Origin of the sequence: Phyllobacterium sp. OV277 (genome assembly GCF_900104355.1) — a bacterium.
Taxonomy (GTDB): domain Bacteria; phylum Pseudomonadota; class Alphaproteobacteria; order Rhizobiales; family Rhizobiaceae; genus Phyllobacterium.
The window spans coordinates 1,111,870-1,124,949 of record NZ_FNIY01000002.1 but is presented as its reverse complement, the minus strand read 5'-3'; the positions used below and the strand labels follow the sequence as shown (position 1 = coordinate 1,124,949).

At 56.0% G+C, this 13,080-nt stretch carries 15 protein-coding genes and 1 tRNA gene; 11 read left to right on the top strand and 5 right to left on the bottom strand.

The window, feature by feature from the left end:
• Window positions 1-158: 158 nt before the first annotated feature.
• Together BLU05_RS11565 and BLU05_RS11560 are read right to left on the bottom strand one after the other, a co-directional pair.
• Window positions 159-848 (bottom strand): alpha/beta hydrolase, encoded by a 690-nt coding sequence (locus BLU05_RS11565; RefSeq protein ID WP_091880041.1) that lies wholly within the window; start codon window positions 846-848, stop codon window positions 159-161.
• A gap of 508 nt (window positions 849-1,356) precedes the next feature.
• Window positions 1,357-1,441: transfer RNA gene (locus BLU05_RS11560), tRNA-Leu, on the bottom strand.
• A gap of 295 nt (window positions 1,442-1,736) precedes the next feature.
• Here BLU05_RS11560 and BLU05_RS11555 point away from each other — a divergent pair.
• Complete coding sequence (locus tag BLU05_RS11555; protein WP_091880039.1) at window positions 1,737-2,327, top strand: YqaA family protein; 591 nt, start codon at window positions 1,737-1,739, stop codon at window positions 2,325-2,327.
• A gap of 28 nt (window positions 2,328-2,355) precedes the next feature.
• Entirely contained in the window at window positions 2,356-2,862 is a 507-nt protein-coding gene (locus tag BLU05_RS11550; protein ID WP_091880038.1) for a disulfide bond formation protein B, read from the top strand.
• Between the two features lie 35 nt (window positions 2,863-2,897).
• Here the strand turns inward: BLU05_RS11550 and BLU05_RS11545 are convergent, their stop codons facing one another.
• Both BLU05_RS11545 and BLU05_RS11540 read right to left on the bottom strand, forming a co-directional pair.
• Window positions 2,898-3,455 (bottom strand): HNH endonuclease, encoded by a 558-nt coding sequence (locus tag BLU05_RS11545; protein ID WP_091880036.1) that lies wholly within the window; start codon window positions 3,453-3,455, stop codon window positions 2,898-2,900.
• A gap of 109 nt (window positions 3,456-3,564) precedes the next feature.
• Window positions 3,565-4,209: a DNA-3-methyladenine glycosylase family protein gene (locus BLU05_RS11540; RefSeq protein ID WP_091880034.1), complete on the bottom strand. Its 645-nt coding sequence runs from the start codon at window positions 4,207-4,209 to the stop codon at window positions 3,565-3,567.
• Between the two features lie 74 nt (window positions 4,210-4,283).
• On the opposite strand from BLU05_RS11540, the gene gluQRS reads away from it, so the two are divergent.
• Together gluQRS and BLU05_RS11530 are read left to right on the top strand one after the other, a co-directional pair.
• Window positions 4,284-5,144: a tRNA glutamyl-Q(34) synthetase GluQRS gene (gene gluQRS, locus BLU05_RS11535; RefSeq protein ID WP_091880033.1), complete on the top strand. Its 861-nt coding sequence runs from the start codon at window positions 4,284-4,286 to the stop codon at window positions 5,142-5,144.
• A 591-nt stretch (window positions 5,145-5,735) separates the two neighbouring features.
• The gene (locus BLU05_RS11530; protein WP_091880031.1) at window positions 5,736-6,620 is read left to right on the top strand and encodes a DMT family transporter; all 885 of its coding nucleotides are present in this window, start codon (window positions 5,736-5,738) and stop codon (window positions 6,618-6,620) included.
• Here BLU05_RS11530 and BLU05_RS11525 read toward each other — a convergent pair.
• A complete protein-coding gene (locus BLU05_RS11525; protein WP_091880030.1) occupies window positions 6,587-7,441 on the bottom strand; it encodes a YihY/virulence factor BrkB family protein in 855 nt (284 codons plus the stop codon). The genes BLU05_RS11530 and BLU05_RS11525 overlap by 34 nt on opposite strands.
• A gap of 100 nt (window positions 7,442-7,541) precedes the next feature.
• Here BLU05_RS11525 and BLU05_RS11520 point away from each other — a divergent pair, with 100 nt between their 5' ends.
• The 7 genes from BLU05_RS11520 to BLU05_RS11490 all read left to right on the top strand — a co-directional run bounded on the left by BLU05_RS11520 (window position 7,542) and on the right by BLU05_RS11490 (window position 12,920).
• The gene (locus BLU05_RS11520; protein ID WP_091880028.1) at window positions 7,542-8,375 is read left to right on the top strand and encodes an SDR family oxidoreductase; all 834 of its coding nucleotides are present in this window, start codon (window positions 7,542-7,544) and stop codon (window positions 8,373-8,375) included.
• 29 nt (window positions 8,376-8,404) lie between these two features.
• The gene (locus BLU05_RS11515; RefSeq protein WP_091880027.1) at window positions 8,405-8,602 is read left to right on the top strand and encodes a twin transmembrane helix small protein; all 198 of its coding nucleotides are present in this window, start codon (window positions 8,405-8,407) and stop codon (window positions 8,600-8,602) included.
• Window positions 8,603-8,614: 12 nt separating this feature from the next.
• Window positions 8,615-9,196, top strand: a complete 582-nt coding sequence (locus BLU05_RS11510) for a cob(I)yrinic acid a,c-diamide adenosyltransferase (RefSeq protein WP_091880024.1) — start codon at window positions 8,615-8,617, stop codon at window positions 9,194-9,196.
• 17 nt (window positions 9,197-9,213) lie between these two features.
• On the top strand, window positions 9,214-9,975 hold the full coding sequence (locus tag BLU05_RS11505) for a rhomboid family intramembrane serine protease (RefSeq protein WP_091880023.1): 762 nt from the start codon (window positions 9,214-9,216) through the stop codon (window positions 9,973-9,975).
• Window positions 9,976-10,170: 195 nt separating this feature from the next.
• A complete protein-coding gene (locus BLU05_RS11500) occupies window positions 10,171-10,920 on the top strand; it encodes an electron transfer flavoprotein subunit beta/FixA family protein (RefSeq protein ID WP_091880021.1) in 750 nt (249 codons plus the stop codon).
• 20 nt (window positions 10,921-10,940) lie between these two features.
• A complete protein-coding gene (locus BLU05_RS11495) occupies window positions 10,941-11,870 on the top strand; it encodes an electron transfer flavoprotein subunit alpha/FixB family protein (protein WP_091880020.1) in 930 nt (309 codons plus the stop codon).
• Window positions 11,871-12,038: 168 nt separating this feature from the next.
• Complete coding sequence (locus BLU05_RS11490) at window positions 12,039-12,920, top strand: 3-hydroxybutyryl-CoA dehydrogenase (RefSeq protein WP_091880018.1); 882 nt, start codon at window positions 12,039-12,041, stop codon at window positions 12,918-12,920.
• Window positions 12,921-13,080 lie beyond the last annotated feature (160 nt).

Here is a 13,080-nt window from a genome sequence, read left to right as displayed (position 1 = left end):
GAATGAAGATACCATGGCAAGGCTGCCAGATCGAAACGTCAAAGCATATGTGGTTTATCACCCCTCCAATTATAAGGGGTCAAAGACGGCATGCATAGAACGTAAAATGCCCCCGCATCCTTAAGAATGCGAGGGCCTGAAAACGTCAGGAACCTATATCACTGATATTTTGCAGCCTCATCAATGAATGCCGCAACTTCAACCGGCTTTGAAGCCAGCGAAGCATGGCTGGCTTTCAGCGTGATGATCTTCTTGGCGCCAAGGCGGCCGGACATGAATACCTGATTGGCCGGATGGATCATGTGGTCATCACTGGAAATCTGATACCAGCTGTTTTTGGACTTCCACGCCGGGTTGCTGATCTCATTGCCGAATGTGCTGGCAAGCGGCGCTTTCTGCGTCACACCCATCACAAGCCCTTCATCGGCGGTCAGGTCCTGACAGAAACTTTCGTGGAACTTGTCCTGCTTGACCCAGAGATAGCCATCGCTATCAGGCGCAAGATTGGCAGCACCAGCCGGAGGGTTCTTTTGCGTGATGCCGCCGGGGCTTTCACCGGCATCGGGCGCAAAGGCTGCAATATAAACCAGCCCCACCACATTCGGGTGGTTGCCCGCCTCGGTAATGACAGCACCGCCATAGGAATGGCCCACCAGCAGCACGGGACCGCTCTCCTGCGCAATCATTTTGCGCGTACGCTCCGCATCATCCGCCAGCGACGTCAACGGCAGTTCCACCGCTTTGAGCGACGTATGGCCGAGCCGTTTCAATTCAACGATAACCTTGCTCCAGTGAGCCGCCCCACCCCAAAATCCATGCACGAGAATAATCGTCGGAGTCTGTGACATCTGGTTTTCTCCCTTGGCTGAAAAGCAATCAAAAATTGCACGCTAGCTAGATTTCAATCCCGGCTTGCGGCCCGCGAAGAGAACCATATTCCTGTCAGCACAACAATTCTGTGACGCTTCACTTTGTATTTATCCGGCAGACGGCAATGGCAAAATCAAACAACAAATTCCATTTGTCCGCTCTCCCGATGGCCCATTGGGATCAGCCGATGGAGGTGGCACATTTGATGACATGGAAACTCGTATATCCAAGCTTGAGTCAAATCTCACAGATATCGAGGTATTCCTCGCTCGCATCGAGGAGAACCTTAAATCCGTTGCGTCCTAGGCAGACGTAAAGGAGTTGAAGGGAAAGGTAGATGGCCTCCCTACAACACTCCAGCTTCTTGGATTTGTCATAGCGGTCTTGGCAGTTGCTGGCTTAGCAAAGTATTTTGCCCCATAGGCACACCCATATGACCAGCCAGACAGCATCATAGGTGCGGTTTTTTAGCATTGATTTTTGTGATGGTGCCCCCTGCCGGAATCGAACCAGCACTCCTCTCGGAACCTGATTTTGAGTCAGGCGCGTCTACCAATTCCGCCAAGGGGGCCGCAATGTGCACCGGGTGTGGGCAAACCACAGCCGTAAAAAGCCAAATACAGGCAGACCCCACTTCGGTCAACACCATTCAGACGTTTTCTATCGGGATAAACATTCAGGATAACATCACTGTGTGTTGCGAAGGCAAATCAGGGCCGGTAGAGCGACTTGGCAACCGAAAGGTTCGACTATCCCGCCTGTAATCCAGCTGCAACAGACAAATTCGATACGGGCGATTCCGTTTTGCCCCGGCATGGGTTAAGGATCGCGAGCCTTACTGAACAAAGACCAACAGGAAACACTCTATGCTGCGCAGACTTTACGATTGGACAATGTCACTTGCCGCGCGCAAATCAGCGGAAGTCTGGCTTGCTTTCATTGCCTTTGTCGAAAGTTCCGTTTTTGTCGTTCCCGCCGATGTGCTTTTCCTGCCAATGGCGCTGGCCCGGCCTGAGCGCGCCTACCGCTATGCGCTCGTTGCGACGATCTTCTCGGTGCTCGGCGGTATCGCCGGATGGTTTCTCGGCCACTATGCCTATGAGGCACTGGCAAAGCCGGTTCTCGAATTCTACGGCAAGCTGGATGCTTTCGAACAGATGCGCGGCTCAACCAGCGCTGATGCGATCCTGCTATTGCTGATTACCTCGGGCCTTGCCCACCTGCCGCCGATGAAGATCGTGACGATCCTCTCCGGTGCCGCAAACATCAATATCTGGCTGTTCATTGTCTCTGCCGTGCTGACGCGCGGCGCGCGGTTCTTCTTCCTCGCCTGGCTCCTGCGCCGTTACGGCGAACCGATCCGCCATTTTATCGAAAAGCGTCTGGGCCTGATCGCTGCTGCCGCCGCCGGTGTGCTGATCCTCCTTTATGCCATACTGCACTATTACGCCTCCTGAACGACCCAACCTGAACACGGAAACCATCATGACGACGATCCGCACTTCTCCGCACCTTAAAACTGCGGTTTTCCTGCTCCTGGCCATGATTGTGACTGTCGGCTCGGCGCTGGGCTTCCAGTATATTGGCGGCTACCTGCCCTGCAAACTTTGCCTTGAGCAGCGCTTTCCCTATTATGCCGGTATCCCGCTGATGGCGCTTGCCGTTCTCGCATCGGCATTCCGCTGGCCCGCCGCCCTCACCCGCACGCTTCTGGCACTCGGCGGTATTTTGATGCTTATCGGCCTTGGCCTTGCGGTGTTTCATTCCGGTGTTGAATGGAAATTCTGGGCTGGCCCTACCGATTGCACGGCGGTCAGCATGTCGATCACCACCAATGCGGGCAATCTGCTCAATGATATGAATGCGATCCATCCGCCCGCATGTGACACGGCCGCGCTGCGTGTGCTTGGCCTGTCCTTTGCCGGCTGGAATGCAATTGCCAGCCTGATCCTTGCAGTCATCGCCTTTCGCGGCGCAAAAAAGGCGGCCTGAGGCCGCCTCTGTAAACAATCTGAAAACTGGGGCCGTTACGGCTCCAGTTCGACATCCCAGTAGAGATAATCCATCCAGCTTTCGTGCAAATGGTTCGGCGGGAACAACCGGCCATTATTGTGCAGATCATGCACCGTCGGCGCATAGGGCTTTTGCCGTGGCCACATTTTGGCTCGATCAGGCATCAACCCGCCCTTGCGCAAATTGCACGGGGAACAGGCTGCGACGACATTTTCCCAGACAGTAGCACCACCGGCGCAACGCGGCGTGACATGATCGAAGGTCAGATCTTCCTCTGACCCGCAATACTGGCATTCAAACCGGTCGCGCAGGAAAACATTGAATCGCGTAAAGGCAGGCGTGCGCGACGGCTTTATGTAGGTTTTAAGGGAAACGACGCTCGGTACCCGCATTGCGAACGAGGGCGAGGAAACCTCATGCTCGTATTCAGCAACGATATTCACACGGTCAAGAAAGACCGCCTTGATCGCGTCCTGCCAGGACCACAGCGACAAGGGATAGTAGCTGAGCGGACGATAGTCCGCGTTGAGTACCAGGGCCGGTAACCCGTCCGGCGAGACGGCTATTGTCAAGGAATCACCTCCTAGTCCAACCATCAGGCCCCATTATTGTAAGCTTGAGGTGACAGGAATGTGAAGCGACATTGCATCGCAGCACGCAAAAAACCCCGTTATTTCAACTTCATCCGACCGGTGTGCCATCCCGGCCACGGGTTGCGGCGTAATAAGCCCAGAAAAGTCGGGCTGCGACACCCCTCCAGGGCGTCCAACGCTCCGCCAAAAGCCGCAAAGCCTTCGCGTCTGGCTTGACTGATTCGGCATAGGCGTGGGCGTAGGCGTGCTGCAGGGCGACGTCTCCCGAGGGAAAAACATCCGCATGACCGGCTGAAAACAGCAGATAGACTTCCGCCGTCCACGGCCCGATCCCCTTCACATTGGTCATGACGGTCATCGCTTCTTCGATGGGCCTGTTGCACAGGTCGAACAGATCAAGCTCCCCCGCGATGATCGCCTCGCTGATCCGTGCAAGCGTCGCCTGTTTGGCGCGCGACAGCCCAGCCAGACGCCAAGCCTCCTCGCCCGATGCAAGGTAGTTTTCCGGCGTCAGGGGATCGACATATTGGACAAGCCGCTTCCAGATCGAATCGGCACTGGCCTTCGAGACCTGCTGCGAGACGATCACAGAGGCGAGGCTCTCAAAGCCGGGTTCCCGGCGGCGCAATGGCAAGGGCCCTGCACGCTCGGCAATGGCGGCAAGTTCCGGGTGCGCCACGAGCAAGGCTGCAAGCCCTTCGGCAACATCGTCAAGCGTGTCTATCTTACGCATCGCAACCGCTCACTTTTCAACTCAAGACAAACACCGTATCAATCGATGAGGTCTTCACGCAACAATCCGAGTTCATGACTGTCCCGGTATTTCGCTTTGCTCCCAGTCCCAATGGCCATCTGCATCTTGGCCATGCCTATTCCGCCCTGCTGAACCAGCAGATGGCGCGGGCAGCTGGTGGACGGCTTCTCCTGCGCATGGAAGATATTGACCGCGAACGATGCACGCCCGAACTTGAGGCCGCGATGCAGGAGGATCTGCACTGGCTCGGCTTTGACTGGGAAACGCCGGTGCGCCGCCAGTCCGAGCATTTCGAAGTCTACCGGCAATCGCTTGAGGAATTGATTCGCATGGAGCTGGTTTATCCGGCATTTTTGAGCCGCAGCGACATCAGACACAAGATGCAAAGCGCGATGGAAAAAGGCATCGTCTGGCCGCATGATCCTGATGGTGCAGCGCTTTATCCGGCCGCTGACCGCGCACTTTCCACGCGCGAACGCCAGCAGCGCATGAAAGATGGGCATCCCTTTTCATGGCGCCTGCATATGGACCGCGCGCTTGAACATGTGGGAGAGCCACTGTTCTGGCACGAGACCATTGTTGATTCCAATATCCAAGCGCGCCCGCAGGATTGGGGCGACGTCATCATCGCCCGCAAGGACATGCCGACGAGTTATCACCTTTCCGTGGTTATCGACGACGCGCTGCAGGGCATTACGAACGTGGTGCGCGGCAAGGACCTTTATCATGCCACCGGCATCCACCGCCTGTTGCAGCATATTCTCGGACTGGAACCACCTGTTTATCACCACCATGATCTGATCCTTGATCGCGATGGCCAAAAGCTCTCCAAAAGCCGCAAGGATACCTCGCTAAGATCGTTGCGATTGGAGGGTGTGACACCGGAGCAGATCCGAGAGTTGGTTGGGTTGTAGAATTTATGGGTCGTTGTGCTCACAGGAGAGAAATACCCCTCCCTGTCATCCTCGGGCTTGCCCCAAGAATAACAGGATAGATGTGTTGCAGGGAGCTAAGTTCTTCAGCGGGGTTGTTCACCCCCCTCTGTCCTGTCGGACATCTTCCCCACAAGGGGGGAGATCAGTCTACAACACCGTCTTTGCACAATCTGAAATTGTTCCGGTTGTAGGAAAGCGTGCATGTCAATGTGATCTCCCCCCTTGTGGGGGAGATGTCCGACAGGACAGAGGGGGGTGAAACTTGACCGACCATTTGTGCGTGGTTCGTGGTTCGTGGTTCGTGGTTCGTGGTTCGTGGTTCGTGGTTCGTGGTTCGACAAGCTCACCATGAGGGAGAGGGGGGATGCAACGATAATCGCCAACATTTCAGATCATAAACATTGCAGATCAAAAAGGTTGCAGAATATAGCTCCCTTACATCACCCCTCTCCCTCATGGTGAGCTTGTCGAACCACGAACCACATACACCGCTGCTCAACGAATGGCTGGTTGTTGAAAGGTTGTTCGTATAAACCTGCACCACACTTATCCCGTCACCGGTCCTCAATCATGCCTGTTCGCTATTTCCCTGCCCTGTTCGTCCTGTTGTGGGCCACCGGTTTTATCGGCGCCCGTTATGCCATGCCCTATATGGAACCGTTCCTGTTCCTCACCATCCGGTTTATCATCGCGGGCGCAATTCTTGGCAGCTGGGTTGTGCTGGCGGGCAATAATTGGCCAAGCGGGCGCGGAGCGATGCATGCGATTATTGCGGGTTGCCTGATCCACGGCGTCTACCTTGGGGCCGTGTTCTGGGCGATCCACCGGGGGCTGCCCGCAGGCATGTCGGCGCTGGTGGTGGGACTGCAACCACTGATCACGGCGCTGATTGCCGGGGCAGTTCTGCACGAGAAAATCCTGCCGCGCCATTGGGCCGGTCTGGCCGTGGGTTTCATCGGCGTTGCCATGGTGCTCTGGCCAAAACTGTCCGTCTCTGCCGATGGCATTACCCCGGCAACGGTCAGCGCCTCCATCCTGTCGGTGCTGGCAATCAGCACCGGAACCGTCTGGCAGAAGCGTTTTGTCGGTACGATTGACCTGAAAGCAGGCACCACCCTGCAATATCTTGGTGCGGCTGTTCTAACAGGTATTTTCTCGCTGCTGTTTGAAACCCATGTGGTGATCTGGGCAGCACCGCTGGGTTTTGCCCTGTTCTGGCTGGTTGTGGTGCTGTCGATCGGAGCGGTGCTTCTCCTGATGATCCTGATCAATCAGGGTGCCGTCTCCAAGGTGGCATCTTTGTTCTATCTTGTGCCTGGCGTGACCGCGCTTATGGCCTATGTGCTTTTCGGCGAGACACTGACGCTGTTCCAACTATGCGGCATGGTGGTGGCAACGCTCGGCGTTGCGCTCTCCACCGGTCAGAGGCGCTTGGCGACCCTGCCCTCGCGGTAATGGATGATGGCCGCATTGACCTCGGCACCGATAATGAAAATCGCGGCGATAATATAGAGGAACACGATGGCGACCATGATCGATGCCAACCCCGCATAGGTCGTCACATAGGACGCGAAAGTTTCGAGATAGCTGGCAAAAATCGTCGCGCCGATGGTCCATGCGAGCAGCGTCAGCAAAATCCCCGGCAGGATATCAACAAGTCTGCGCCGTCCTGCGGGTAGCCACAGATGCACGACCAGCAGCCCGACGATCAACACTGCCGACGCGATGCAATAGCGCCAGAAGCCGATAGTGCCGGAAAGAAGATCAAGCTCAGGCACCCATTTCGTCGCAATGCGCAAGGCAAGTGGCGCAAGCACCAGCAGAAAGCTGATGGCCATGATCCCGATGGTCGCCACAATCACATAGCCAAGACTCTGCAACCGGCAATAGATAATCGAGCGTGTATCAACCACGCGATAGGCGCGGTTGAGCGCAATGCGCAGCGCTTCGATACCATTGGAGGCAAAATAGGCGGCGGCGATCACGCTGATGGTCAAAAGTCCGCCGCGCTGCACGTTGAGAACGTTGCGCACTTCCTGCGCAATTGGCCGCGCAATCACTTCAGGCCAAGTGTCGAACACCACATGCACTGCCGTATCGGTAAAGGCGCTGGCACCAAGGAAGCTGGCAAGCGACGTGGCAAAAATCAGGAACGGAAACAGCGCCAGAATGCCTGAAAGGGCGATATGGCTTGCGAAAGCCCAACCGTCATCCGTGCTGAAATGCCTCAATGTATCGAAGGCCACCCGCCGGAGAAAAACATATACTCTACGCATTGAAAATGGTTCGTCCCTTTGGCGTGACATTGCAAGGCACAGGCGAATATGTGAAGTCTTTTTTTGATTTCGTGGCTTGGTTTGCAGCAATCGGAAAAGAATGACCAGTTCCAGAACGGTTTTGATCACAGGTTGTTCCAGCGGCATCGGCGCCTATTGCGCCCGTGCGCTGCAGGCGGATGGCTGGACGGTCTTTGCAACAGCGCGGCGGGATGAAGATATCGCAGCCCTGAAAGCCGATGGCCTTTCCGCCCATTATCTCGATTATCGCGAACCGGATTCCATCAAAGCGCTGGTTGAAACTGTGCTCGCGGCGACCGGCGGCACGCTGGATGCGCTCTACAACAACGGCGCCTATGCACTGCCGGGCGCGGTGGAGGATTTGCCGATAGAAGGTTTGCGGGAACAATTCGACGCCAATTTCTTCGGCTGGCATGAGCTGACCCGGCATATCGTTCCGGTCATGCGCCGTCAGGGCCACGGGCGGATCGTTCATTGCTCATCCATCCTCGGGCTTGTGCCGATGAAATGGCGCGGTGCCTATGTCTCGTCCAAATTTGCGCTTGAGGGCCTGATGCTGGTTCAACGCATGGAGCTTGAAGGCTCCGGCATCCACGTATCCCTGATCGAGCCGGGCCCGATAGAGTCGCGCTTCACCTACAATGCGCTGAAGCAGATCGAAAAATATATCGATGTTGAAGGTTCCGTACATCGTGCGGACTATCAGAAGCAGATTGCCCGCCTGTCACAGGGTGGCACCAAGTCACGCGCCAAACTTGGTCCTGATGCCGTCTATTCCGTGCTGAAACACGCATTGGAAAATCCGCGCCCGAAACCCCATTATCTCGTCACACGACCTGCGAAATTTGCTGTTTTTGTCCGCAGATTTCTGTCGTCGCGTGCGCTATACCGCATGCTTGCCGGTCAGTCCTGAAAAGAGATTGGCCTGAAAAGGAAAGAACAATGGATATCATCTTCAAGTTTCTGGCGCTCATCGCCATCGCCGCTGTCGCAATTGTGCTGCTGATTGGTCTGCGTAACATGATGAAAGGCGGCGACGCCAATTTCTCCAACAAGATGATGCAGCTGCGCATTTTCCTGCAACTGGTGGCGATTATCCTGATTGTTGGCGCGATTTATTTCCACCGCGCTGCCAGTTAATCGGGAAGCCCCATGGTTAAGCTCAACAAGATCTACACGAAAACCGGCGATGACGGGACGACAGGCCTTGGCAGCGGTGCGCGCCGTCTGAAGCATGATCTTCGTGTCGAAGCCTATGGCACGGTTGATGAGGCCAATTCCTGTGTCGGTCTGGCGCGGTTGCATACGGAGAAGGATTTTCCCGAGATCGATGCCATGCTTGCACGCATCCAGAATGATCTTTTTGATCTTGGTGCCGATCTTGCCACCCCTGATACGGGCGAAAAGCTTGAATACGAGCCTTTGCGCATTGTCGACAGCCAGACAGCGCGGGTCGAGGCGGATATTGACCTGTTGAATGAAAAACTCGCACCGCTGCGCTCTTTCGTTCTACCGGGCGGATCGGCGGCTTCTGCCGCCCTGCACCTTGCCCGCACGGTCGCAAGACGCGCGGAGAGGCACATGGTTGAGCTGGCGCAAAAGCCCGATGAGATCGTCACGCCAGCGGCGCTCAAATACATCAACCGTGTTTCGGATTTTCTCTTCGTCGCCGCGCGTGCCGTCAATGACAATGGCGCAAGGGACGTGTTATGGGTGCCCGGTAAGAACCGCTGAACGGGGGAACGGCGCCGATGTTCATACCACTCTACGACGCCAACAGCCTCAAATACATCAAGCTTCAATACGTCACCCTGACGCTGATTGCCCTGAATGTCCTAATTTTCTGCCTTACGAGCCTCTCCGATACCGCCTCCAACGCTGCCGCTATCGGCTTTGGCTACATTCCGGCCGTGATGCACCACTCAGCTGTGCTTCCGCCCGAGTTTGATTTCGTGCCATCCACCTTTACCTACGTCACCTATGCCTTCCTGCATGCCAATATTTGGCATCTGGGCGGCAACATGCTGTTCCTTTGGGTTTTTGGCGACAATGTCGAAGACGCAATGGGGCACATCAAATTCCTGATCTTTTATCTGCTTTGCGCCGCCGCCGGTGCTTTCCTGCACGGCACACTTGATCCAATGTCGGAGGGGCCGCTCATTGGGGCATCGGCCGCCATTGCCGGGGTGATCATGGCCTATCTGCTGCTGCATCCCCGTGTCCGGGTCTGGGTGCTGGCCTTTGGCCGTATTCCCCTGCGCATCCCCGCGCTCTATCCCCTGCTGCTTTGGGTCGGCATTCAGTTCGTCATGGTGATCACCCATGGCGAGGATCGCATATCGTGGTCTGGCCATGTTGGCGGCATTATTGCCGGTGCCCTCCTGCTGATCCCGTTCAAACGGCGAAGCGTCCCGCTTTTTGATCGCGCCATCGTTTCACCGCGCGCCGTCGTGATCGACAAGCAATCGGAACAGACACCGCCTGAACCACCATCAACCCGCTGGGGTCGCTAGAGCCGGCAACTTTCAATCGTTTAAGGCGGATAAGCGCAAACTCCGCGATTGACCTTTACGTTAGTCATATTTACGGTCCCGCACGATCCTGACACGCCAGCGTGTCGTTTTTTTCGCTTCAATGTCGGCATCCGGCAAGCGGGTGCCATTGCCCGGCAGTTAAATCAGCTTGCAGTTTTTTGAGAGGGAGTCCCCATGAAAGTCCTCGTACCGGTAAAGCGGGTAGTCGATTACAATGTGAAGATCAGGGTTAAGGGCGACGGTTCGGGCGTTGAGCTTGCCAATGTGAAGATGTCGATGAACCCGTTCGACGAAATCGCGGTCGAGGAAGCCCTGCGCCTGAAAGAGGCTGGCAAGGTAGAGGAAGTGATCGTTGTCTCCGTTGGACCTGCTCAGGCTCAGGAAACCATCCGCACTGCGCTCGCCATGGGCGCCGATCGCGGCATTCTGGTCAAGGTTGACGATCTCGTCGAGCCGCTGGCCGTTGCCAAGATTTTGAAGGGCATTGTCGACGCCGAACAGCCAAAGCTCGTCATTCTCGGCAAGCAGGCCATTGACGACGATGCCAACCAAACAGGCCAGATGCTTTCGGCACTCCTCGGCTGGAGCCAGGGCACATTTGCTTCGAAGGTTGAACTTGGCGGCGATACTGCCAACGTTACCCGCGAAGTTGACGGCGGCCTCCAGACCATCGAAATCAAGCTCCCGGCCATAGTCACCACGGACCTTCGCCTCAACCAGCCGCGCTATGCTTCCCTGCCGAATATCATGAAGGCAAAGAAGAAGCCGCTGGATGAAAAGACTGCAGCCGATTACGGCGTTGACACCAAACCACGTCTCAAGGTTCTCAAGACCGAAGAGCCGGGTGGCCGCAAGGCAGGCGTCAAGGTCAAGGACGTTGCCGAACTCATCAGCAAGCTGAAGAACGAAGCTGGCGTTCTCTAAGATCAGGAAAGGAATTCACCATGGCTATTCTTCTTTTTGCCGAACACGATAACGAGACCCTTTCCGACCAGACCGCCAAGGCATTGACCGCAGCGCTTGCCATCGGTTCCGATGTGCATGTTCTGGTGGCTGGCAAAGGCGCCAAGGGCGTTGCCGATCAGGCTGCCAAGCTTGCCGGTGTCAAGAAAGTCCTGCTTGCAGACAGCGATGATCTGGCCAACCGCCTTGCGGAAGCCACGGCTGCCCTGATCGTTTCGATCGCTGGCAACTATGACACCATCATTGCCGCTGCAACCACCAACGGTAAGAATATCCTGCCGCGCGTTGCAGCTCTGCTCGATGTCATGCAGATCTCCGATATTATCGAGGTCATCGCACCCGATACATTCAAGCGTCCGATCTATGCGGGTAACGCCCTGCAGACCGTTCAGGCGACCGATGCAACGCGTGTCATCACCGTACGCACCGCAACCTTTGCGGCGGCTGGCGAAGGTGGCTCGGCTTCTGTCGAGACTGTTGCGGCTGCCGCCAATCCCGGCCTGTCGAAGTTCATCGAAGCCAAGCTTTCGGGCGGTGACCGTCCGGAACTCACTTCGGCGAAGATCATCATCTCCGGTGGCCGTGCGCTTGGTTCCAACGAGAAGTTCAAGGAAGTCATCCTTCCGGTTGCCGACAAGCTCGGTGCTGCCGTCGGCGCATCGCGCGCTGCGGTGGACGCCGGTTATGCTCCCAATGACTGGCAGGTTGGTCAGACAGGCAAGGTTGTTGCGCCTGATCTTTACATCGCTGTTGGTATCTCCGGAGCCATTCAGCATCTGGCAGGCATGAAGGACTCCAAGGTCATCGTTGCCATCAACAAAGACGAAGAAGCACCGATTTTCCAGGTTGCCGATTACGGTCTGGTAGGCGATCTCTTCGTTATTCTGCCGGAGCTTGAAAAAGCGCTCTGATTTTAATCGCAAGATTGAAATGAATCTGCATGGCCGGGGTAGACGAATGCTACCCCGGCCATTTAGGGTCAAAACTCATTAATCTGGTCGAAAAGCCTCGTGCTATTTCCACCAGATTAATGAGTTTTGACCCTGGTTTGGTGCTACAATAAATAAACGGATGGAAACATGGCTGGCTCGATCAAAACTGTAGGCATTATCGGCGCGGGACAAATGGGCGGAGGTATCGCTCACGTTTGTGCACTGGCCGGATATGATGTTTTGATCCACGACCAATCCGCCGAACAGCTGGAAAAGGCCATTGCCACCGTCAATGGCAACATGGCGCGGCAGGTTTCCCACGGCAAGCTTGAGGAAGCAGAGCGTGTGAAGGGCATGTCGCGCATCCGCCCTGCCCCGCGCATGGAAGATCTTGCGGGCGTTGATCTTGCCATTGAAGCCGCGACGGAAGACGAAACCGTCAAGCGCAAGATTTTTGCCCAGCTTTGCCCCAACCTCAACCCGGAGGCGATCCTCGCCACCAATACCTCATCGATTTCCATCACACGGCTTGCCGCCACCACGGATCGCCCCGAGCGCTTTATCGGCATTCACTTCATGAATCCGGTTCCGGTGATGAAGCTGGTTGAACTGATCCGCGGCATCGCCACGGAAAACGTCACCTTCGAATCCGCGCGCCAGTTCGTTACCAGCCTCGACAAGACATTGACCGTCTCCGAGGATTTCCCGGCTTTCATCGTCAATCGTATTCTTCTGCCGATGATCAACGAAGCCATCTATGTGCTTTATGAAGGCGTCGGTTCGGTTGAAGCCATCGATACGGCTATGAAGCTTGGCGCCAATCATCCGATGGGCCCGTTGCAGCTTGCCGACTTCATCGGCCTCGACACCTGCCTGTCGATCATGCAGGTGCTGCATGATGGTCTGGCGGATTCAAAATACCGGCCCTGCCCGCTTCTGGTCAAATATGTCGAAGCTGGCTGGCTCGGGCGCAAGGCCGGGCGCGGTTTTTACGATTATCGCGGTGAAAACCCCGTTCCAACCCGCTGATAGCTGCGCACTGCGCGGCATTCTGTCCGGCTGAATTATTTATTACGATCAAACCCTTGCATTGGTCTGTGCTTCTCCCCAACTGAAACAGAATTGCAGCACCGGGCCCCTCTGGCGGAAGTGACCGGCTCTTTCGTGATGTCGGAGCTGTAATCTGGAA

Coding starts and splice junctions, on each gene's coding strand:
- BLU05_RS11565 (WP_091880041.1), bottom strand. CDS start 848: ATGTCACAGACTCCGACGATTATTCTCGTGCATGGATTTTGGGGTGGG.
- BLU05_RS11555 (WP_091880039.1), top strand. CDS start 1,737: ATGCTGCGCAGACTTTACGATTGGACAATGTCACTTGCCGCGCGCAAA.
- BLU05_RS11550 (WP_091880038.1), top strand. CDS start 2,356: ATGACGACGATCCGCACTTCTCCGCACCTTAAAACTGCGGTTTTCCTG.
- BLU05_RS11540 (WP_091880034.1), bottom strand. CDS start 4,209: ATGCGTAAGATAGACACGCTTGACGATGTTGCCGAAGGGCTTGCAGCC.
- gluQRS (WP_091880033.1), top strand. CDS start 4,284: ATGACTGTCCCGGTATTTCGCTTTGCTCCCAGTCCCAATGGCCATCTG.
- BLU05_RS11530 (WP_091880031.1), top strand. CDS start 5,736: ATGCCTGTTCGCTATTTCCCTGCCCTGTTCGTCCTGTTGTGGGCCACC.
- BLU05_RS11525 (WP_091880030.1), bottom strand. CDS start 7,441: ATGCGTAGAGTATATGTTTTTCTCCGGCGGGTGGCCTTCGATACATTG.
- BLU05_RS11520 (WP_091880028.1), top strand. CDS start 7,542: ATGACCAGTTCCAGAACGGTTTTGATCACAGGTTGTTCCAGCGGCATC.
- BLU05_RS11515 (WP_091880027.1), top strand. CDS start 8,405: ATGGATATCATCTTCAAGTTTCTGGCGCTCATCGCCATCGCCGCTGTC.
- BLU05_RS11510 (WP_091880024.1), top strand. CDS start 8,615: ATGGTTAAGCTCAACAAGATCTACACGAAAACCGGCGATGACGGGACG.
- BLU05_RS11505 (WP_091880023.1), top strand. CDS start 9,214: ATGTTCATACCACTCTACGACGCCAACAGCCTCAAATACATCAAGCTT.
- BLU05_RS11500 (WP_091880021.1), top strand. CDS start 10,171: ATGAAAGTCCTCGTACCGGTAAAGCGGGTAGTCGATTACAATGTGAAG.
- BLU05_RS11495 (WP_091880020.1), top strand. CDS start 10,941: ATGGCTATTCTTCTTTTTGCCGAACACGATAACGAGACCCTTTCCGAC.
- BLU05_RS11490 (WP_091880018.1), top strand. CDS start 12,039: ATGGCTGGCTCGATCAAAACTGTAGGCATTATCGGCGCGGGACAAATG.